Below are 20872 nucleotides of genomic sequence, written 5' to 3'. Positions count from 1 at the left end.
AGGCAAACGCCCATATGTGCACACTCATTCCGTGGCACGGTGTATGTCTTTCTGCGACCGGGGCGGCCTGCTCTCGCCCCGGCCCAGGTCTGGATGCGCGCCGAGCTCAGTCGGCGGCGGTGGCGGGCACGGGAACGGCCGGGACTCCGGCCTCCTCGTCGGTCCCGCGCTCCTGCACGGGCGGGCCCTGCTCGCGCTGCTCCCGCAGCTCGGTGATGGCCGCCTCGAAGTCCTCGAGTGAGTCGAACGCCCGGTAGACGGACGCGAAGCGCAGGTACGCGACGAGGTCGAGTTCCTGCAGCGGGCCCAGTATGGCCAGCCCGACGTCATGGGTGGTCAGCTCGGCGCTGCCGGTGGCGCGCACCGCCTCCTCGACCCGCTGGCCGAGCTTGGCGAGCGCGTCCTCGGTGACCGGCCGCCCCTGGCACGCCTTGCGCACCCCCGCGATGACCTTGTTGCGGCTGAAGGGTTCGGTGACCCCACTCCGCTTGATCACCATCAGTGACGCCGTTTCGATGGTCGTGAAACGGCGGGAGCAGTCGGGACACTGGCGCCGCCGGCGGATCGCCGTCCCGTCATCCGTGGTGCGGCTGTCGACGACCCTGCTGTCCGGGTGCCTGCAGAAGGGACAGTGCATGGCTCCACCCTCCTCACCCTCGAATTGCGGGACGCACGCACGCCAACGGAACCGGCGTACGGCGACTGACCTCCGGCCGGTCCGTACGGGCCCTTCGGAGCAGCCACCAGCATAGGCGATCCCTGGGGCCCTGACGGACCCGGCACCACAACTTGTAGGCGGCCGAACGCATCTAAGCACTAGATATGGTGTCGGGGCGCTTATACGTGCCTACCGCGTGTCGCCATGAACGGGCCGCAGCGCCGTCTTCCGGCGGTGGAGGTCGGGCGACGGGAGGGCAGGCCGGCGGGCCGTCCAAGAGGGTACGGGAAGACACCCGGGAGGCGGTCCGGAAGGGCGGGGATGACACAATCGGCGGCGCCGCGGCGCCGCGGCGGCCCGCTGCCGCGGCACCCGTTCGCCGGTTTCCCGGAGGGGCGGCCGACCGGAAATCCGGGGCGGAAACCGGCACGGAGGCCGGGTGGAAACCCGGCGGAAAGCCCCCCGAGGACCCGAATTGCGATTGGGCCATACACCCCGCTGCGTGATCAGGTCAGCCAATCGCTGAATTTTTCACTCGAACGTGTGTTTGGCGCAACCTTTCGAAAGCAACTACCGTTGGCTAACTAGGGAGAACATTTCGAGAGGGGCCGACGTGACCACCACCGCAGACAGCGCGACCATCACCGCACAGAGCCACTCCCAGAGCCGATTCGAACAACCGCAAAGGGCACAGCGGCCGATGGATGACGCCACGTCGGGCTCCGAAGAGAACAAGCCGACCCGCTCACTCCCGGGCCGCCCCCCGGGAATTCGCGCCGACAGCTCCGGGCTCACCGATCGCCAGCGCCGGGTGATCGAGGTGATCCGGGATTCGGTGCAGCGGCGCGGCTATCCACCGTCCATGCGCGAGATCGGCCAGGCCGTCGGGCTGTCCAGCACCTCCTCCGTCGCCCATCAGCTGATGGCGCTGGAGCGCAAGGGCTTCCTTCGGCGCGACCCGCACCGCCCGCGGGCGTACGAGGTCCGCGGCTCCGACCAGCCGACGAGCGCGGCGACGGAGACCGCCGGCAAGCCCGCCGCGTCCTACGTCCCGCTGGTCGGCCGGATCGCGGCCGGTGGCCCGATCCTCGCCGAGGAATCCGTCGAGGACGTCTTCCCGCTCCCCCGGCAGCTGGTCGGCGACGGCGAGCTGTTCGTGCTGAAGGTCGTCGGCGACTCCATGATCGAGGCCGCGATCTGCGACGGCGACTGGGTCACCGTCCGCCGCCAGCCGGTCGCCGAGAACGGCGACATCGTCGCCGCGATGCTCGACGGCGAGGCGACCGTCAAGCGCTTCAAGCGCGAGGACGGCCATGTGTGGCTGCTGCCGCACAACTCCGCGTACCAGCCCATCCCGGGTGACGAGGCGACCATCCTCGGCAAGGTGGTCGCGGTGCTGCGCCGGGTCTGACTCCGCGCTCGCGACCGGGCCCCGGAACCACTGCGCCGGTTCCGGGGCTCGCCTCTGTCCGGGAGCCGGCGCCGTTCTCGCGGGCCGGTTCGCCCAGCGCAGGGCCGGATCCCGCCCCGGCCATGGTCACCGCCGACTACCCGGCCTCCTTGGCGGCCTTGTCGATGGCCGCGAGGGAGCGGCGGACCTGATTCCGGTCGGTGGTGTACCAGAACTCCGGCATGGACTTGCGGAGGAAGGAGCCGTAGCGGGCCCGCTCCACGCGCGGGTCCAGGATCGCGACCACACCGCGGTCGCCGGTGGCCCGGATCAGGCGGCCCGCGCCCTGCGCCATCAGCAGCGCCGCATGGGTCGCGGCGACCGCCATGAAGCCATTGCCGCCGGCCTCCTCCACGGCCTTCTGCCGGGCGCTCATCAGGGGGTCGTCCGGGCGCGGGAAGGGCACCCGGTCCATCACCACCAGCTGGCAGTTGGGGCCGGGCACGTCGACGCCCTGCCAGAGCGACAGCGTGCCGAACAGGCAGGTCCGCGGATCCGCGGCGAAGTTCCGGATCAGCTCACCGAGGGTCTCCTCGCCCTGGAGCAGGATCGGCATGTCCAGCCGGCCGCGCATCGCCTCGGCCGCGGCCTGGGCACCGCGCATAGAGGAGAACAGCCCCAGCGTCCGCCCGCCGGCGGCCTCGATCAGCTCGGCCAGCTCGTCGAGCATGTCGGTGCGGCTGCCCTCCCGGCCGGGCTGGGCGAGGTGCTTGGCGACGTAGAGGATGCCCTGCTTGCCGTAGTCGAAGGGCGAGCCGACGTCCAGCCCCTTCCACACCGGATCGTCGTCGCCCTGGGTGCCCTCGGGGGCCAGGCCGAGGGAGGCGCCGACGCCGTTGAAGTCGCCGCCCAGCTTGAGGGTGGCGGAGGTCAGCACCACGGAGCGGTCGGCGAACAGCTTCTCGCGCAGCAGACCGGAGACGGAGAGCGGGGCCACCCGCAGCGACGCGCCGAAGCGGTCGTGCCGCTCGTACCAGACGACGTCGTATTCGGAGCCGTTGGCGATCCGCTCGGCGACCGCGTGGACGTTCTCCACCGAGGCGATGGCCTGCTTGCGGACGGCGTCCTCGTCCTGGACGGACTTGTCGCGGGTCGCGCCGAGCGCCGAGATGACCGTGCGGGCCGCGTCCCGCAGCGCCATCAGGCAGTAGCCCAGCTCCTCCGGGATCTCCTCCAGGCGGCCGGGCAGCGCCAGCTCCATCAGCCGCTCGAAGGTCTCGGCGGCGGTCTGGAGCTGGTCGGCGGCCTTCTCGTCGACCAGCTTGGCGGCGCGGCGGACGGCGCGGTTGACCTGGCCGGGGGTGAGCTCGCCGGTGGCGACGCCGGTCACCCGGGAGACCAGCTCATGGGCCTCGTCGATGATCAGGACCTCGTGCTGCGGCAGCACCGGGGCGCCCTCGATGGCGTCGATCGCCAGCAGCGCGTGGTTGGTGATCACCACATCGGCGAGCTTGGCGCGCTCGCGGGCGGCCTCGGCGAAGCACTCCGCGCCGTACGCGCACTTGGCGGCGCCCAGACACTCCCGGGAGGCGACCGAGACCTGGCCCCAGGCGCGGTCGGAGACACCGGGGGTGAGGTCGTCGCGGTCGCCGGTCTCGGTCTCGTCCGCCCAGTCGCGCAGCCGGAGCAGGTCCTTGCCGAGCTTGCTGGTGGGCGTCGCCTGCTCGAAGACGTCGAAGAGGCCGTCCTCCTCTTCCTGCGGGGCGCCTTCGTGGAGGCGGTGCAGGCAGAGGTAATTGGAACGGCCCTTGAGCATCGCGAAGCTGGGGCGGCGGCGCAGCAGCGGATGCAGTGCCTCGACCGTCCGCGGCAGATCGCGCTCGACGAGCTGGCGCTGGAGGGCGAGGGTGGCGGTGGCGACCACCACCCTCTCCCCATGGGCCAGCGCCGGCACCAGGTAGCCGAGAGACTTTCCGGTGCCGGTGCCGGCCTGCACGAGCAGATGGGCGGAGTCGTCCACGGCCTCGGCGACGGCCTCGGCCATGGCCACCTGGCCGGGCCGCTCGGTGCCACCGACAGCGGTGACGGCGGCATGGAGCAGATCGGGGAGAGAGGGCTTCGTCATAGCGCTTGCCAGCCTACGCGGGACCACTGACAGCGGGGTCGGTCACGGGACGTGCAGGGGGTTCGGGACGGTGCCGTGCACGGCGGCGTGCGGGCGGTCGCGGCGGTCGCGGTAGCCGTCGACGTGCAGCCGGTTGCGGTTCAGGCAGAGCCGCTCGATCTCCGGGGTGAGCAGGTCGAAGGTCTCCTGCCGCTCCTTGAGGTGCGGGAAGCGCTCGTGGTGGCGCAGGATCTCCGCCCGGACGAGTGACCAGAACTCGTCCTCGGGCACGCCGAGTTGGTCCTCGCACAGCGGCGCCAGATAGCGGAAGACGCCGACGAACAGTCCGGAGTGGATGAACTGGGTGAGGAACACGGGCGGTTCGGTCAGCAGCACCGCCCGGACGTCGTCCGGCATGGCGTCGTGCTCGGGCAGCGGCTGGGCACTGGTGTTGACGTCGTCGACGAAGTCCTTCATGGCCAGGCGGGTGGGGATGTCGTGCTCGTCGAAGACGACGATCGCGTTCTCGCCGTGCGGGGAGAAGACCGTGCCGTACTGGTAGAGGAAGTGCAGCAGGGGCGGCAGCAGCGCGGCGAACAGGTGGGCCAGCCAGAGACGGGCGGGCAGTCCGGAGCGGTGCACCAGCTCCGCGGTCAGGGCGCGGCCGGCGGGGTCGGTCTGGAGCAGGGAGGCCAGGGTGCGGGCCCGTTCACCCCGGTCGAGGCAGCCGCTGACGGGCTCCCGCCAGATGCAGCCGAGCAGTTCCTTGAACTGGTAGGGGACGCCGGGCAGCCGGTCGTAGAGGGGGTGCTCGACGGTGACCGAGGCGGTCTCGCCGAGCAGGATCACCCGGGTCTCGTCGCGCAGATACGTATCGCCGTCGCGCAGGCCGTGGACCCAGCGGGTGACGGCGGGGGCGGCGAGGGTGCGCTCGGTGGGCAGGCCGCGCCAGACCAGGGTGTTGAGGATGGACAGCGGCAGCTTGACCGTGCGCGCCCGGGGGCGGCTGATGTTCAGGAAGGTGCGGATGGACTGCTGCGGCAGCCGGAGGTCGTTGTCAGTGGGCAGCGCGATGATGGATCTGTCGGCGAGTTGCGGGGCGAAGAGCGGGGCGATGGTCTCGTCCCACTGCCAGGGGTGGACGGGGAGGTAGAGGTAGTCGGCGGGGTCCTGGCCGGCGTCGGCGATGGTGCGGGCGAAGGCGCGGTGGGTGGCCGGGGTGAGTTCGTCGCTGTAGAGGCGGTCGGGGGTGGCGAGTGCGGGGACGCCGCGGTAGTGGGCGATGCGGTGGTGGGCGGCGAGCCAGGGCAGCCGCTGGGGGCTGCGGGCCTCGGGGGCCCAGGTCTCGGCGTCGCCGGCGGAGAAGCCGAGCCGGCCCTTGTTGGCGACGAGCCAGGGGTGGCCGGTCTGGTGGCCTTCGAGGTCGGCGTAGTCCAGGTCGGCGAGTTCGGCGGCGGTCAGGGCGGTGGTGTCCAGGCGGGTGTCGGCGGCGAGGGTGGCGGTCAGCTCGCGGATGAGGTGGCCGGTGGTGTCGCCGGACAGGCCCAGGACGGTGTCGTGGGCGTGGGTGAGGAAGCGGAGGGGATCGGTGTCGGGGGTGATCGAGTGGGGGTCGACGCGCCAGTGCCCGTAGGCGCCTCTGCGGGCGGTGAAGCGGTAGGTGAGGTCGTCGCCCACGGGAAGGCGGTAGCGCGGGGTGCCGTCGGGGGCGGTGCCGTCGGGCTCGGGGGTGAGGATTTCCTCGTAGGCGAATTCGGCGAGGGTCTTGGCGAAGAGGCGGCGGGCGGCGTGCTGCCAGGCGCGGTGCGACGGGTGGGACGCAGGAAACGCAGGGAACGCAGACGACAAGGCGGGACTCCTCGATGCGGGACCGGCCCGGCACGTGCGGGGGACAACCGGGGCGGCGGGGTGGATGGCGGACCGGTTCGGGGCCGTCGACGGACGCCCCGGGCTCAGAGCAGGTGGCGGTGGGCGCGGTCGCGGACCATCAACGCCGCGCGTTTCTCCGGGAGTTCGATCTCCTCGGCATAGCGGAAGCCGGCGCTCAGGAAGGCCGCGACGGAGGCGGTGTTGCGCAGGTCCGGTTCGGCGATGACGCGCTCGCACCGGGGGCGCCGGTCGAGGACGAGATCGGCGGTGGCCCGCAGCAGCAGCGTGCCCAGGCCGCGGCCCCGGTCGCCGCAGCCGCCGATGAGCAGATGCACCCCGGTGTCGTGCGGCCGGGCCCGGTAGTGACGGGCGACGCGGTCCAGGTCGGCGCGGTAGATCTCCCAGTAGCTCATCGGGACGCCGTCCAACACTCCCAGGCAGGGCACGCTGCGCCCGTCGCCGTCCAGTTGGGCGCGCAGATGGGCCGCGGTGGTCTCCGGCGGGCCGGCCAGTTCCCAGAAGGCGGCGACCGCGGGATCGTTCATCCAGGCGGTGATCCGGTCCAGGTCGCGCTCCGGCCGGACGGGGACGAGGGCGAACGGCCCGGCGGGGGTGTCGGCCGCCGGCCAGCCCGCCAGGTCGTCCAGCAGCGGGCCGACGGCGGTGCCGTCAGCGGGCGGGCGGTCTGCGTCGGCGGGGCGTGCGCCGGGTTCGGGTGGGATCCGGAGGTCGAGTACGGGGTCCGTGGCGGCGCGGAGGTCGGAATCGGTCGGTGTCACGGTGTCGCTCTCCTCTGATGGCTGGGGACCGCGTCATCTAGGGCGCGAGCGGGTTGGGCAGGGTGACGTAGACGGACTGGGTGTCGACGGGGCCGACGAGTTCGTCGAGACCGTGCAGCCGGGTGGCGAGATTGGCCTTGCAGCGCAGCGTGCGGGACTCCAGCAGCTGCTCCGGCAGGGGCGAGCGGTGGGCGCGGGGGGCCGCGGCGGCGTCGGTGAGGAAGCGCCGGAAGGCGGCGAGCAGGACCTCCTCGCGGATCAGGCGGCCGGCGCCGAACGCGCCGATGAGGCCGAGGACGTTGTTGATGCCGAGGTAGTAGGCGAAGCGCTCGTCGGTGACGTCGTCGGCGACGAAGGTGTCGCTGGTGGCGCCGATGCCGGGCAGCCGCTGCTCCAGGTCGGCCCGGCGGGAGGTGCGGAAGTAGTAACCCTGGTTGTCGCGGTAGCGGCCGCCGGCCGGCCAGCCGTCGCGGTCCAGCAGGACGAGGGTGTTCTGCTGGTGGGCCTCCAGGGCGACGCCCGCCGTGCCGTCGAGCCAGAGGACGGGGCGGACGACCGCTTCGAGGTAGCGCAGGAACCACTCCGTGGCCACCGCCCCGGCCGGCCGCCCGGTGCGCGCGCTCAGCTCGCTGACCAGGCTTTCCAGCCGGGAGCGCATCTCGCCGTGTCCGGGCCAGGGCCGCGGCGAGGTGAGCCCGGCGATGCAGACCGCGTCGTCGGTGGTGCCGAAGGGGTTGTGGCGGATGACGACGTCCAGGCCCTGGACGGGTGCGCCGTCGGGGCCGTCGACGGCGAGATAGGCCGGGTCGCGGACGATGTCGAATCCGGGAGCGCCCGGGAAGGCGGCCTGCCACTGCTCGCCGAGGCCGGTGCGCAGCAACCGGTGGACCTCGACGCCGCGCTCCAGTTCCTTGCGGAGGTTCTCCCGGCGGGAGTTGGTGATGCGCAGCCCGAGGGAGAGCTTGAGCATGGCGGGCGCGCCGGGCCGGTAGACCGTGCGGACGGAGGAGGTGGGGTGCCAGAGCGCGCCGTGCGGGCCGAGGTCGTGCAGCAGTCCGGCGTCGAGCAGCGCGGTGGTGTCCGGGCGGGCGGCGAGGTCCCGCGCCTGCCAGGGGTGCAGCGGCAGCGGCACCGTGTCGTCGGGGAGCGGGAGCCCGTCGCCGGCCAGGTCGGCGGCGAGTTGTCCGGCCGGTACGGTCTTGCCGCGTTCGGTCCAGGCGGAGTCGGCGGCGACGGCGGAGCGGTGGACGGCCATCCAGTGGAGCGGGAAGGCGCCGCGGAGTTCGGGCGAATAGGCGCGGGTCTCGGCGTCGGTGAGGCCCTCGCGGCTCTTGGGGGTGGGGTGCAGGGGGTGGCCGAGCAGCAGTGACTGCTCGGCTTCGAGGAAGCGGGAGTCCTGCTCGTCGGCGGGGCGGGCGCGCCGGTCGGCGATGAACACGGCAGTGGCGCGTACGGAGTTGGCGACCCGGCCGACGAGTTCGGCGCCGTCGCCGTCCGGCGCCTGCGGCGCGTCGTCCACCGCCGGGCGTTCGTCGCCGTCCGCGACCCGGTGCTCGCCGCCGTCCGAGGCCCGGCGGTCGCCGCCGTGGGCGGCTTCGCGGCGCAGCAGCGCGGCGAGGGTGACGGCGTCCAGGGGGGCGGAGCCGGGCGGGGTGCCTTCGAGGGTGGGCGCGCCCAGGCGGTGCCAGCCGGTGGGCGACCAGTAGCGGACGGGGATGTGCAGGGCGGTGGCGCTGGCGTGCAGCGGGAGGCGCAGCCGGCCGCCGGCCGGGCGGGGGGTGCCGTTCTCGCGGAGCCAGCAGCGCAGCAGGTTCTCGATGCCCGCGGCGTCGGCGGCGACCGCCGCGTCGGGGTGGTCGAGGGGGTCGGCGTCGGGGTGCCGGGCCGTCGTCTCGTAGGGGCCGGGGGTGCCGTGGCCGGCCGGGGGCCGGTCGCGGCCTTCCGGGGTCTGCTGATGGCAGGCGTCGTCGCCGTGCCGCCGCTGCTGCCGCGGTACGGACGGCTCGATCAGCCCCGGGCCCGGGTGCGGGGCGGGGAGTCGTTCGGCGGCCTGGGTCCCGTCGGGGCCGGGGCGTTCGTTCATGCGGAGGTGCCTCGCAGGGTGGTGGGGGACGAGCCCTTGGGCCGGGGGGGGGCGCGGCCCGCCGCCGTGATGGCGTCGGCGAGGCGGTCGAGGATCGCGTCCGCCTGTTCGTCGGTGATGGTCAGGGGTGGCAGCAGCCGGACGACGGCGGAGTGCCGGCCGCCCAGTTCGACGATCAGGCCGCGGTCCAGGCACGCCTGTTGGACGGCGGCGGCGAGTACCGGGTCGGCGGGCCGGGCGCCGGTGGCGTCGGCGTCGGCGTCCCGGTCGACCAGTTCGACGCCGAGCATCAGCCCGCGTCCGCGGACGTCGCCGATGCAGTCGTGGGCGGCGGCGAGTCCGCCGAGCCGGGCGAGCATCCGGGTGCCGAGTTCGGCGGCGCGGCGGTCGAGACCGTTGCGGCGGACGTGGGCGAGGGTGGCGGTGCCGGCGGCCATGGCGAGTTGGTTGCCGCGGAAGGTGCCGGCGTGCGCGCCGGGCTGCCAGGCGTCCAGTTCCTCGCGGTAGACGATCACGGCGAGCGGCAGGCTGCCGCCGATCGCCTTCGACAGCACGAGGACGTCGGGGACGATGCCGCTCTGCTCGACGGCCCAGAAGGTGCCGGTGCGGCCGACGCCGGTCTGCACCTCGTCGACGATCAGCGGGATCTCCCGGGCGGCGGTGATCTCCCGCATCCGGCGCAGCCAGCTCGGCGGCGCCGGGATCACCCCGCCCTCGCCCTGGACCGGTTCGAGGATCATGCCCGCGGGCCGCGGCACCCCGCTCTTGTGGTCGTCGAGCAGGTTCTCCGTCCAGCGCGCGGAGAGTTCGGCACCGCGCTCGCCGCCGGTCCCGAACGGGCAGCGGTAGTCGTACGGGTAGGGCAGCCGGGTCACGGCGGTGTGCCGGGCTCCTCCGGAGGCGGCCAGGGCGTCCGACGTCATGCCGTGGTAGGCGCCGGAGAAGGCCATCAGGCCGCTGCGCCCGGTCGCGGTGCGGACGAGGGTGAAGGCGGCCTCGACGGCGTCCGTACCGGCCGGGCCGCAGAACTGGATACGCCCCTTTTCGGACAACTCGCCGGGCAGGGTGGCGAACAGCTCGGTCGTGAAAGCGTCCTTGACCGGCGTGGCCAGGTCGAGGATGTGCAGCGGCGCCCCGGAGTCGAGGACCGTGCGGATCGCTTCGAGGACCACCGGGTGGTTGTGGCCCAGCGCGAGGGTGCCGGCGCCGGAGAGGCAGTCGAGATAGCGCCGGCCGTCGGCGCCCTCGATCGTCAGCCCGCGGGCGCGCACCGGGACGATGGGCAGCGAGCGCGCGTACGTACGCGCAGCGGACTCACGCAGGGACTGCCGTCGCAGGATCCCTTCGTGGGCCGGCGGTGCGTCCGCCGGCACGGTTTCGGTCAACGCCACGGCAGTTGTGTCCTCCTGCTGGTGAACTGCGGTATTCCGCGCGGGCGCTGCGGGCAGCCCGGCCTTCCCCCGTACGTACCAACGACGGCACGGGCGGGGGAACACGGCCGCCGGCAAGATCCTTGACGGCCGGGAACCGGGGACCCGGGTACCGCCGTCCCCTTCGGCACCGGCATAGTGGGGGGCTGCACCCGGATCTTGGGGTTCATGACAAGGACCGGTGAGGGTGCGCACCACACGAGCCGCTCCGGCTCAGCCCGATTCACTCAGGGGGAACTGACCCATGCGATCGATACGTCGGCCAGTTGTGGCCGCCGCCGCCCTCACCGCCGTAGTGGCGCTGACCGCGACCGGCTGCGGGCCGTCGGGCGACAACGCGGACGCCAAGCCGAGCCAGTCGGCCCAGGGCACCACGGGCGGGGGTGAGATCAAGATCCCCAAGGACCTCCAGGACAAGCTCAAGCAGCACGGCATCAACCTGGACAAGTGGAAGAACGGGGAGTGGAAGAACTGGGACAAGGCCAAGTGGCTCCGCGAGGCGGGGCAGTTCATCAACCCGGTCATCAAGGGCTTCTGGGACCCGGACAAGATCGGTAAGGCCAAGCCGCCGAACGAGCCGAGCAAGCCCTCGGACATCACCCAGGACCAGGGCAAGACCGACCCGGAGCCGGCCGCGGTCACCGCGCAGCCCGTGAAGACGCCCTACAACTCCACCGCTCCGGGCATCGGCGTGCTGGCGTTCAGCACGCCCGAGGGTCAGGCGCGCTGCTCCGCCACCGTCGTCAAGGACCCGGCCCACCCGGGCAAGTCCAACCTCGTGTGGACCGCGGCGCACTGTGTGCACGCCGGCAAGAACGGCGGCTGGTACCGGAACGTGATGTTCGTCCCGAGCTTCAACCGGACCGGGGTACCGGAGTCCCGGATGAAGAGCGCGCCGTACGAGGACCGGGTCCCGGCCGGCAAGTGGTGGGCGGACGACATGGCGACGTCCCAGGAGTGGATCAAGGGCGGCGGCGACGTGCCGGGGGTCCCGATGGCTCCGTATGACTTCGCGCTGATGCATGTGAAGCCGGAGGAGAGCACCGGCGGCAAGTCCCTGGAGGAGATGGCCGGCGCCGCCTACGAGGTGAACTTCAACGCCCCGGCGATGTCCAAGATGCCGAGCCTGACGGCGCAGGGCTACCCGGCGGAGCCGCCGTTCGACGGCGCGCTCCAGGAGTCGTGCACCGACAAGCCGACCCGGCTGACGACGGACGCCAAGAAGCCGACCATGTACCGGATCGGCTGCACCATGACCGGCGGTTCCTCCGGCGGTCCGTGGTTCATCAAGGGCCCGGACGGCAAGCCGGTGCTGGTCTCCAACATGTCGATGGGGCCGCGTCCGGCCCGTTGGTCGGCGGGTCCGCACCTGGGTGCCGAGGCCAAGTCGATCTTCGACGCGATGAGCAGGAAGTGGGCCGGCCAGGGCTGAGGACATGGGCGGGCGGTGCCGGTGTCCGGCGCCGCCCGCCGCAGACCGCCCACGGCATGAGCCGCAGACCGTCCACGGCATGACGAAGGCCCGCCCCCGGGGAACCGGGGGCGGGCCTTCACCGTACGGACGCCGAACGTGGCACCGGGCGGGCCGCTAGGCCCTAGGCGGCCGGGACGAACGGGCGGAACTCGGCGGCCAGTTCCTCGTGCACCCGGGCCTTGAGGACCGTGCCGTCGGGGGTGTGCTCCTCGGAGATGACCTCGCCCTCGGCGTGCGCCCGCGAGACCAGGGCGCCCTGGGTGTAGGGCACCAGCACCTCGATCTCGACGCGGGGGCGCGGGAGTTCCTCGTCGAGCAGGGTCAGCAGCTCCGTCATGCCCCGGCCCGTACGGGCGGAGACCACGATGGCGCTCTTCTCCTGGCGCAGCAGCCGCTGGAGCACCAGCGGATCGGCCGCGTCGGCCTTGTTGACGACCACGATCTCGGGCACGTCCGTCGCACCCACGTCGCGGATCACCTCGCGCACCGCCGCCAGCTGCTCCTCGGGCACCGGGTGGGAGCCGTCGACGACATGGAGGATCAGGTCGGAGTCGCCGACCTCCTCCATCGTGGAACGGAACGCCTCGACGAGGTGGTGCGGCAGATGCCGGACGAAGCCGACGGTGTCCGCGAGGGTGTACAGCCGCCCGCTGGGGGTCTCGGCCCGCCGGACGGTGGGGTCCAGGGTGGCGAACAGGGCGTTCTCCACCAGGACTCCGGCGCCGGTGAGGCGGTTGAGCAGCGAGGACTTGCCGGCGTTGGTGTAGCCGGCGATGGCGACCGAGGGGACCTTGTTGCGCCGGCGCTCCTGGCGCTTGATGTCGCGGCCGGTCTTCATCTCCGCGATCTCCCGGCGCATCTTCGCCATCTTCTCGCGGATCCGCCGCCGGTCCGTCTCGATCTTGGTCTCACCGGGACCACGGGTGGCCATACCGCCGCCCGCCGAACCGGAGCCACCGCCACCCATCTGCCGGGACAGCGACTGGCCCCAGCCGCGGAGCCTGGGGAGCATGTACTGCATCTGCGCCAGCGAGACCTGCGCCTTGCCCTCCCGGGACTTGGCGTGCTGAGCGAAGATGTCGAGGATCAGGGCGGTCCGGTCGACCACCTTGACCTTGACGACGTCCTCCAGGTGGATCAGCTGGCCCGGGGAGAGCTCACCGTCGCACACCACGGTGTCCGCCCCGGATTCGAGCACGATGTCGCGCAGCTCCAGCGCCTTGCCGGACCCGATGTACGTCGCCGGGTCCGGCTTGTCACGGCGCTGGATCACGCCGTCGAGCACCAGGGCACCGGCGGTCTCGGCCAGCGCGGCGAGCTCCGCGAGGGAGTTCTCCGCGTCCTGCACCGTCCCGGACGTCCAGACCCCGACGAGCACCACGCGCTCCAGGCGCAGCTGGCGGTACTCGACCTCGGTGACGTCCTCGAGCTCGGTGGAGAGGCCGGCCACCCGGCGCAGCGCCGCACGCTCGGAGCGGTCGTACTGGTCGCCGTCGCGCTCCCCGTCGATCTCGTGGCTCCAGGCGACGTCCTCTTCCATCAGGGCGTCGGCCCGACGGCTCTCGGGGAGGCGCTGGCGGTCCTGCGGAAGGGAAGAAGAGGAGGTCATTTGATCCTTTGCGTCGTTGGGAAGCCCTCGGGGGACCGGCCGGTCCCGCTGGGACTATCGCTGGTGACAACGTCCGGGCCGCTCCGGAGATTCCCCGGCGCCCGTCCGCGTCGACCCGTTGATGGTCGCACGGCCGGGCGGGGGCGTCACGCGGGTTTTCCGGTGTTCTCCCGTTGCGCGGCCGGGTGCCGTGCGGGCAGCGGCCACCGGGGGTGCAGCGGCACCTCGGCGGCCCGGCCCGACGGCCCGGGCCGGGCGCCCGGCACCCGCGCCTTCTGGCCGCCGGTGCTCTGCGTCTGCCGGGGCGCCTGGGGCTTCCAGTCGGGGTGGCCGGGCATCGGCGGGGTCTTCTTGCCGTAGAGCCACTCCCAGAAGAAGCCGGACAGGTTGTGTCCGTAGATCTTCGAGGCCAGGTTGATGAAGTCGGCGGTGCCGGCCACCCCGTCGCGGTGCTTCTGCACCCAGGCACGTTCGAGGCGGTCGAAGCCCGCCGTGCCGAGCTTGTGCCGCAGCGCGTACAGGACCAGGGCGCTGCCGTCGTAGATCACCGGCCGGAAGATGCTGATCTTCTGGCCGTGGTCGGGGAGCTTGGGCAGGGCGGGCGGGCCGCCCTCGGCGCGCCAGCCGTCCGACTGTTCGTAGGCGTGGCGCATCCGCGTCTCCATGGAGGCGCGGATGTCGCCCTTCTCCTGGGCGTAGAGCATCTCGTACCAGGTGGCGTGCGCCTCGTTGAGCCAGACGTCGGACCACCGGCGAGGGCTGACGCTGTCGCCGAACCACTGGTGGGACAGCTCGTGCACCATCACCGACTCGACGTACCAGTCGGGCAGCTGGGCCATGGTGAACAGGCGCTTCTCGAACAGCGAGAGGGTCTGGGTCTCCAGCTCGAAACCGGTGCTGGCGTCCGCCGTCAGCACCCCGTAGGTCTCGAACGGGAAGCGTCCGACCTTGTTCTCCATCCAGGCCACCTGGCCCGGCGTCTTGGCGAGCCAGCGCGCCAGGACGGGCCGGTCGGCGGCCGGGACCACATCGCGGATCGGCAGCCCGTGCGGCCCGCGCCGCGCCAGCACGGCGGAGTGCCCGATGGAGATCTGTGCCAGCTCGGTGGCCATGGGGTGGGCGGTGCGGTACGTCCAGGTGCGGCGCGGTCCGCGGGTGGCCTGCCCCGCGGGCAGCCCGTTGGCGACCGCCACCAGCCCCTGGGGCGCGGTGATGTGGAAGGTGAAGTACGCCTTTTCGGAGGGGTGGTCGTTGCAGGGGAAGACACGGTGCGCGGCGTCGGCCTGATTGGCCATCGCCAGCCCGTCCTTGGTGCGGATCCAGCCGCCGTCGCCCGCGCCGACCGGATTACTGGTGTGGTGGACCACGATCCGCAGCTTCTGCCCCGGGGAGATGTGGCGGGCCGGGGTGAGCACCAGGTGCTCGCCCGCCTGCTCGTGCCTGGCGGGCGCCCCGTCGATCTCCGCGGAGCGGACGGCGCCGCGCGCGAAGTCGAGGCTGAGCCGGTCGAGGTTGCCGGTGGCGCGGGCGTTGATCACGGTGACCGCGTCCAGCGGCCGGTCGTTGCGGCCGGAGTAGTTCATCGACACGTCGTAGGACGTGACGTGGTAGCCGGTGTTGCCGAGCGTCGGGAAGAGGCGGTCGCCGATGCCCAGCGGCGCTACCGCCGGCGGCTCGGCCGCGGCGACCGTGGCGGCGATGGCGAGACCGAGGGCCGCGGCGCGGCGCGGGATCCGGCCGGGTACGGCGCGGAAGCGGCGCCGTGCGGGCGCGGAGTGGTCGGTAGCGGGGCGGGCGGCGGGCCCGTCGGACCCGTCGGGCGGGCGGCGCAAGGGAAGGGACATGGGCTACCGCTATCAGCGCGGCCCGCTCCCCCGTGGACGACGCGGCAGGACGGCACCCGAACGAGCGGCACCGAGGGGGTCCGGCTTGCGCCGGTCTGCCGGATCTGCCCTTCGATCCGTCAGGGCCGGATCGCGGCGGCGGGGCGGGGCCGGCCCGCCCGCAACACATCGAACACGCCGGGCACTTGACGCATCGCCCGCATCAGGGAGGGCAGCCCGGCGGCGTTGGGCAGATGGAGCGTGTACGTGTGCCGTACCAGCTGTTCGTGCGGGGGCTCGACGGCGGCCGACACCACGGCGGCGCCCTCGGCGGCGATCGCCTCGGTGAGGTCGGCCAGCAGATGCGGCCGGCTGAACGCCTCCGCCAGGAGGGTCACCCGGCAGCCGTGGCCGCCCTTCCCCGCGCCCCGCCAGCGCACCCCGACCGGCTGCCGGCCCATCGCCGCCATCCGCGCCACGGCGGGGCACAGCGCGCGGTGGACGGTGACCGTGCCGCCGCGGACCGCGAATCCGGTGACGGTGTCCGGCGGCACCGGGGTGCAGCAGCCGGCCAGCCGGACCGTGGCCCCGGGCAGGTCCGCCACCGCGAGCCCGGAGGCGGCGGCCTCCCGGTCCGGTTCCGTGGGGCGGTCCCCGGGGGCCCTGCGGCGTTCGCCGCCCCGGCCGGCGGGGGCGGCGGGCGGCTCGCCGCCGCCCGGGGGGCGGGCCAGCCAGCGGGAGATGGCGAGCCGGGCGGCGGGCGTCCGGGCGTGGTCGAGCCACTCGGGCGAGGGGCCGGCGGCGGAGTCCGGGGCCATCAGCAGGTCCAGGCTGTCGCCGTCGTGCAGGACGGTGCCGAGCGTGGCGAGCCGGCCGTTGACCCGGGCGCCGATGCAGCAGTGCGCCGCCTCGCCGTGCCGGGCGTACGCCGCGTCCACGCAGCTCGCGCCGGCCGGCAGGCCGATGGCGCCGCCGGCCGGGCCCGCGGAGCGGTCCGGCACCCCGCCCGCGGGCGCGCCGGTGCAGAAGACGGTGATCTCCCGGTCCTGGGCGAGGTCGTCGCGCAGCGAGGTCCAGAAGGTGTCCGGGTCGGGGGTGGTGCGCTGCCACTCCAGCAGCCGGTCGAGCCATCCGGGGCGGGTGGGGTCGGCCCGCTCGCCCTCGGGGGCGTCCGCGCCGTCCGTGGGCGCGTACGGATTGCCCAGCGCGATCACCCCGGCCTCCGCCACCCGGTGCATCTGGTGCGTGCGGATCAGGGTCTCGGCGATCTCGCCGGCCTCACCGCTCACGGCGGTGTGCAGCGACTGGTAGAGGTTGAACTTGGGTGCGGCGATGAAGTCCTTGAACTCGGAGACCACCGGCGTGAAACAGGTGTGCAGCTCACCGAGGACGGCGTAACAGTCGGCGTCCTCCGCCACCAGCACCAGCAGCCGCCCGAGATCCGCACCGGTCAGCTGCCCGCGCGCCAGAAGGACGCGGTGCACGGAGACGAAGTGCCGTGGCCGGACCAGGACTTCGGCGTCGATCCCGGCATCGGCCAGGATCGTACGGGCCCGCTCGGCGATCGCGGCGAGCGGATCGGGCCGCCCGGCGTACGACCGGACCAGCCGCCGGGTCGTGGCGTACTCCTCCGGGTGCAGGATCGCGAAGACCAGGTCCTCCAGCTCGGTCTTCAGCGCCTGGACGCCGAGGCGTTCGGCGAGCGGGATCAGCACGTCACGGGTCACCTTGGCGATCCGGACCTGTTTCTCGGGCCGCATCACGCCGAGCGTGCGCATGTTGTGCAGCCGGTCGGCGAGCTTGATGGACATCACCCGTACGTCGCTGCCGGTCGCCACCAGCATCTTGCGGAAGGTCTCCGGCTCGGCCGCGGCACCGTAGTCGACCTTCTCCAGCTTGGTGACGCCGTCGACCAGATAGCAGACCTCCGCGCCGAACTCCGCCCGCACCTGATCGAGCGTCACTTCCGTGTCCTCGACGGTGTCGTGGAGCAGCGAGGCGGTCAACGTGGTGGTCTCCGCGCCCAGTTCGGCGAGGATGAGGGTCACCGCGAGCGGGTGGGTGATGTACGGCTCGCCGCTCTTGCGCAGCTGCCCGCGGTGCGAGGACTCGGCGAGCTGGTACGCCTTGCTGAGGATGTGCAGGCCGGCGTCGGGGTGGTGGCGGCGGTGCACCTTGGCGACGTGCTCCAGGGCGTCCGGGAGGCCGTCGCGAGGGGTCGGGCCGAGCAGTGCGGCGCGCCCGATACGGCGCAGCCCCCGCAGCGCCGGCCGGGGCCGTCCGCGCTTGCGGCCCGCTGCTTCAGGGTTACCAGGGTTCGTGGCCTCTGCGCTCATGGGCACCTCCGGCAGCGTCGACCGGCGGTGGGACGCCGTCAGTTCTGGCGCCTGGGCCGGTGCTTGATGCTACCGAGCCCATCACGCAGTGCTGTCCGGCTCTCGCTCAGCGTGAACCGGATCACCCATTCGAGCGAACTTTCCGGCCGGAGCCGTTTCTGCTCTGAGAAGGCGAATCACCGAGCGGGATGCGGAATGTGTGGGCCAGGTGGCGGAGGGCTCCGGCGGCCGGGCGTGGCGCCTCCGGCGCGACGCGCTGACAGCCGCCGGCGGGCGACCGAGCCCCCGTCCGGAGCGGTACCGCCCGTCGGTGGAACAGGGGCCTCGTCGGGGGAAGGGCCTCGTCGGTGGAACAGGGGCTTCTCGGGCCTCTCGCCGCCCTCAGGCGCCGAGCGCGCCGGTCAGCCACTCCGGCTCGAAGCTGCCCTCGGCGACGATCACGGCCGGGCCGGTCATCTCGACCGTGCCGTCCGGCAGCTCGGTGATCGTCAGGCTGCCGCCGAGCACGTCGACGGTGTAGGTGACGGGCGTGCCGGTCGCGGCCGGGTCCAGGCCGTCCCGGCGGGCGGTGGCCACCGCCACCGCGCAGGCGCCGGTGCCGCACGAGCGGGTCTCGCCGGAGCCGCGCTCGTGCACCCGCATCGCCACATGGCGCGGGCCGCGGTCGACGACGAACTCGATGTTCACGCCGTCCGGATACACCGCTGCCGGGCTGAACGGCGGCGTGGTGTACAGGTCACCGGCGTGCGCCAGATCCTCGACGAACGTTACGGCGTGCGGATTGCCCATGCTGACGTTGCGGGCTGGCCAGCTGCGCCCGCCGAGCGTGACCACCACGCCCTCCTCGGGCAGTTCGGCCCGCCCCATGGCGACGGTGACATCGCCGGACTTGGCCAGATGCACCCGGCGCACCCCGGCGCGGGTCGCGATCGCGAGGTCGCCGGCCTCGACCAGTCCCGCGTGCAGCAGGTACCGGGCGAAGACCCGGACACCGTTGCCGCACATCTCGGCGACCGAGCCGTCGCCGTTGCGGTAGTCCATGAACCACTCGGCCTCGCCGGCCTGCGCCCGCGCCTCCGGGTGGACGGCGGACCGTACGGCGCGCAGCAGCCCGTCGCCGCCGACACCGGCCCGGCGGTCGCAGATCCGGGCGACGGCCGCCGCGGACAGATCGAGCCGGCCATCCGGATCCGGGACGATCACGAAGTCGTTCTCGGTGCCGTGGCCCTTGAGGAAAGCGATGCGCTGCGTGCTGGTCACCCTTGAATCCTACGGGTCGCAAACGGGCCCGGCGCCCCGGGGCCGAGGCCGCCTATGGGGCGACCCGGACCGGGTAACCAGGGCCGCTGCCGGCCTGCGCCCTGCCTGCCCGTCCCTACTTGCTGGCCGTCCCTACTTGACTTGCTGGCCGTCCCTACTTGCGCGTTACTTGCGCGTTCCGCGCCTCGCGCTTCGCGCTCTACACCCGCCCACCCCCCGAAGGGGGGTGGGCGGCGGGGAAAAACACAATCCAGAGCTGCGGGTGGGCGGCGGGGAAGACGCACGGACGGCGCGAAGACAGAAAGCGGGACGACAGAAAGCGGGACGACAGAAAGCGGGACGACAGGCAGCGCGAAGACAGCCGGGGACAACCACCGCGAAGACCGGCAGAGGTCAGGGGCCAGAGCTCAGCGCAGTCGGGCCACGCGCCAGATGGCCAGGGCGGCGAGCACGGCGACCACCGCGGCGTAGAGGAGGACCACGCGCCAGCCGGCGCGGCGGCCGGAGCCGCGGGCCGGGAGGCCGGGCCAGGTGTAGCCGACGCGGCGGGCGGCCATCATGCCCCAGCCGGCGGCGCAGCAGCAGAGCAGCAGGCCGAGCATGGCGATCACCGCGCCGCCGTCGCCGCCGAACTCGAAGGCCAGCGGGAAGGCGAACATCAGCGACCCGACGGCGGCGAGGCCGACGATCGGGGCGAGTTGCCACAGCCGCAGCCGCCGGGGCGGGCGCAGGTCGCGGAAGGACTCGCCGCCCTCCGGAGGTGCGTCATGGCCGTCGTGGCCGTCGTCGGGGCCGTCCGAGGCGTCCAGGGTGGCCGGGGGGCCGTCATGGGGCTCGGGGATGATGTCGTGCGCCTCCGGGCCGTCGTGGTGCGGCGGTGCCGCCCCGGTGCCGTTGCGGTCCGGTTGCTGGGCTCTGTTGCGAGGGCCGGCCTCCATTACCACGCGCCCTCCCCACTGCAGATTGCACGCCTCGATCGAAGGTCGATGATGACACGCCCTCAGGGGGCCGGATGACGCCCGGAGCGTCCCGATGCCATGACGTGATCAGGCTGTGACCGGTCGTTCGAGCAACTCCAGCGCGAGCCCGGGGAGGTCGGCCCGGCGATCGGCGGCCCCGCTGAGCCAGTGGACCCGGGGGTCCCGGCGGAACCACGAGTCCTGACGGCGCGCGAACCGCTTGGTGGCGCGCACCGTCTCGTCCCGCGCCTCCTGCTCGGTGCACTCCCCCGCCAGCTGCGCGAGCACCTGCTGGTAGCCGAGCGCCCGGGAGGCCGTCAGGCCCTCGCGCAGCCCCACGGCCTCCAGGCGGCGCACCTCGTCGACCAGGCCCGCTTCCCACATACGGTCCACCCGCCGCGCGATCCGCTCGTCGAGTTCGGGGCGCGCTACGTCGACGCCGATCTGCACGGTGTCGTAGACCGATTCGTGGCCGGGGAGGTTGGCGGTGAAGGGGCGGCCGGTGATCTCGATGACCTCCAGGGCGCGCACGATGCGGCGGCCGTTGCCGGCCAGGATCGCGCGGGCGGCCTCGGGGTCGGCGGCGGCCAGCCGGGCGTGCAGGGCGCCGCTGCCCAGTTCGGCCAGTTCGGCCTCCAGGCGGGCGCGGACGGCGGGGTCGGTGCCGGGGAATTCCAGGGCGTCGAGGGCGCCGCGTACGTACAGGCCGGAGCCGCCCACGAGGACCGGGGTGCGGCCCTCGGCGAGCAGCCGGTCGATCTCGACGCGGGCCAGCCGCTGGTACTCGGCGACGTTGGCCGCGCGGGTGACGTCCCAGATGTCGAGGAGGTGGTGCGGGACGCCCTGTCGCTCCTCCGGCGTGAGCTTGGCGGTGCCGATGTCCATGCCGCGGTAGAGCTGCATCGAGTCGGCGTTGATCACCTCGCCGCCCAGGTGCCGGGCGAGTGCGACGCCCAGATCGGACTTTCCGGCCGCGGTGGGGCCGACGACGGCGATGACCCGGGGAGTGGGGACGACGGTGTTCACCCCGTCAGTCTCGCAAACCTCACGCACCCATCTCGAACGAGCGACGTGACGGGGCACGGTCAGCGTCGTTGC

At 73.1% G+C, this 20872-nt stretch carries 14 protein-coding genes; 2 read left to right on the top strand and 12 right to left on the bottom strand.

From position 1 onward, the window contains the following. Positions 1 to 106: 106 nt before the first annotated feature. A complete protein-coding gene (gene nrdR / locus RZ84_RS26765) occupies positions 107 to 637 on the bottom strand; it encodes a transcriptional regulator NrdR (protein WP_043266467.1) in 531 nt (176 codons plus the stop codon). Positions 638 to 1271: 634 nt separating this feature from the next. Here nrdR and lexA point away from each other — a divergent pair. Continuing rightward, positions 1272 to 2069 carry a transcriptional repressor LexA gene (gene lexA, locus RZ84_RS26760; protein ID WP_043266465.1) on the top strand — a complete coding sequence of 266 codons (798 nt, stop codon included), beginning with the start codon at positions 1272 to 1274 and terminating at the stop codon, positions 2067 to 2069. Between the two features lie 136 nt (positions 2070 to 2205). Here lexA and RZ84_RS26755 read toward each other — a convergent pair whose 3' ends face one another. From RZ84_RS26755 to RZ84_RS26735, 5 genes are all read right to left on the bottom strand, one after another. Further along, a complete protein-coding gene (locus RZ84_RS26755) occupies positions 2206 to 4173 on the bottom strand; it encodes an ATP-dependent DNA helicase (protein ID WP_043266463.1) in 1968 nt (655 codons plus the stop codon). Positions 4174 to 4215: 42 nt separating this feature from the next. After that, on the bottom strand, positions 4216 to 6000 hold the full coding sequence (locus RZ84_RS26750) for an IucA/IucC family protein (RefSeq protein WP_043266461.1): 1785 nt from the start codon (positions 5998 to 6000) through the stop codon (positions 4216 to 4218). 104 nt (positions 6001 to 6104) lie between these two features. Continuing rightward, entirely contained in the window at positions 6105 to 6800 is a 696-nt protein-coding gene (locus tag RZ84_RS26745) for a GNAT family N-acetyltransferase (RefSeq protein WP_043266459.1), read from the bottom strand. 37 nt (positions 6801 to 6837) lie between these two features. Further along, positions 6838 to 8883 carry an IucA/IucC family protein gene (locus RZ84_RS26740; RefSeq protein ID WP_043266457.1) on the bottom strand — a complete coding sequence of 682 codons (2046 nt, stop codon included), beginning with the start codon at positions 8881 to 8883 and terminating at the stop codon, positions 6838 to 6840. Next, positions 8880 to 10274, bottom strand: a complete 1395-nt coding sequence (locus tag RZ84_RS26735; RefSeq protein WP_043266455.1) for a diaminobutyrate--2-oxoglutarate transaminase family protein — start codon at positions 10272 to 10274, stop codon at positions 8880 to 8882. The genes RZ84_RS26740 and RZ84_RS26735 overlap by 4 nt, the downstream gene beginning before the upstream one ends. Positions 10275 to 10557: 283 nt before the next feature. On the opposite strand from RZ84_RS26735, the gene RZ84_RS26730 reads away from it, so the two are divergent. Beyond that, positions 10558 to 11745 carry a trypsin-like serine peptidase gene (locus tag RZ84_RS26730; RefSeq protein WP_043266454.1) on the top strand — a complete coding sequence of 396 codons (1188 nt, stop codon included), beginning with the start codon at positions 10558 to 10560 and terminating at the stop codon, positions 11743 to 11745. Positions 11746 to 11908: 163 nt separating this feature from the next. Here RZ84_RS26730 and hflX read toward each other — a convergent pair whose 3' ends face one another. The 6 genes from hflX to miaA form a co-directional block, all read right to left on the bottom strand. Next, positions 11909 to 13396, bottom strand: coding sequence for a GTPase HflX (gene hflX, locus RZ84_RS26725; RefSeq protein ID WP_043266452.1), 1488 nt, complete (start codon positions 13394 to 13396; stop codon positions 11909 to 11911). 146 nt (positions 13397 to 13542) lie between these two features. Further along, a complete protein-coding gene (locus RZ84_RS26720; RefSeq protein WP_078894220.1) occupies positions 13543 to 15240 on the bottom strand; it encodes a M1 family metallopeptidase in 1698 nt (565 codons plus the stop codon). Between the two features lie 119 nt (positions 15241 to 15359). Further along, positions 15360 to 17555 (bottom strand): RelA/SpoT family protein, encoded by a 2196-nt coding sequence (locus RZ84_RS26715; RefSeq protein WP_043266451.1) that lies wholly within the window; start codon positions 17553 to 17555, stop codon positions 15360 to 15362. A 381-nt stretch (positions 17556 to 17936) separates the two neighbouring features. Beyond that, positions 17937 to 18815 carry a diaminopimelate epimerase gene (dapF, locus tag RZ84_RS26710; protein ID WP_043266450.1) on the bottom strand — a complete coding sequence of 293 codons (879 nt, stop codon included), beginning with the start codon at positions 18813 to 18815 and terminating at the stop codon, positions 17937 to 17939. Between the two features lie 407 nt (positions 18816 to 19222). Next, on the bottom strand, positions 19223 to 19753 hold the full coding sequence (locus RZ84_RS26705) for a hypothetical protein (RefSeq protein ID WP_043266449.1): 531 nt from the start codon (positions 19751 to 19753) through the stop codon (positions 19223 to 19225). 108 nt (positions 19754 to 19861) lie between these two features. Continuing rightward, positions 19862 to 20800, bottom strand: coding sequence for a tRNA (adenosine(37)-N6)-dimethylallyltransferase MiaA (miaA, locus tag RZ84_RS26700; protein WP_043266448.1), 939 nt, complete (start codon positions 20798 to 20800; stop codon positions 19862 to 19864). Positions 20801 to 20872: the final 72 nt, after the last annotated feature.

Source organism: Streptomyces sp. CT34 (assembly GCF_000805335.1).
Lineage (GTDB): Bacteria > Actinomycetota > Actinomycetes > Streptomycetales > Streptomycetaceae > Streptomyces.
The sequence above is the reverse complement of the archived record's forward strand: the minus strand, read 5'-3'. Positions and strand labels throughout refer to the sequence as shown.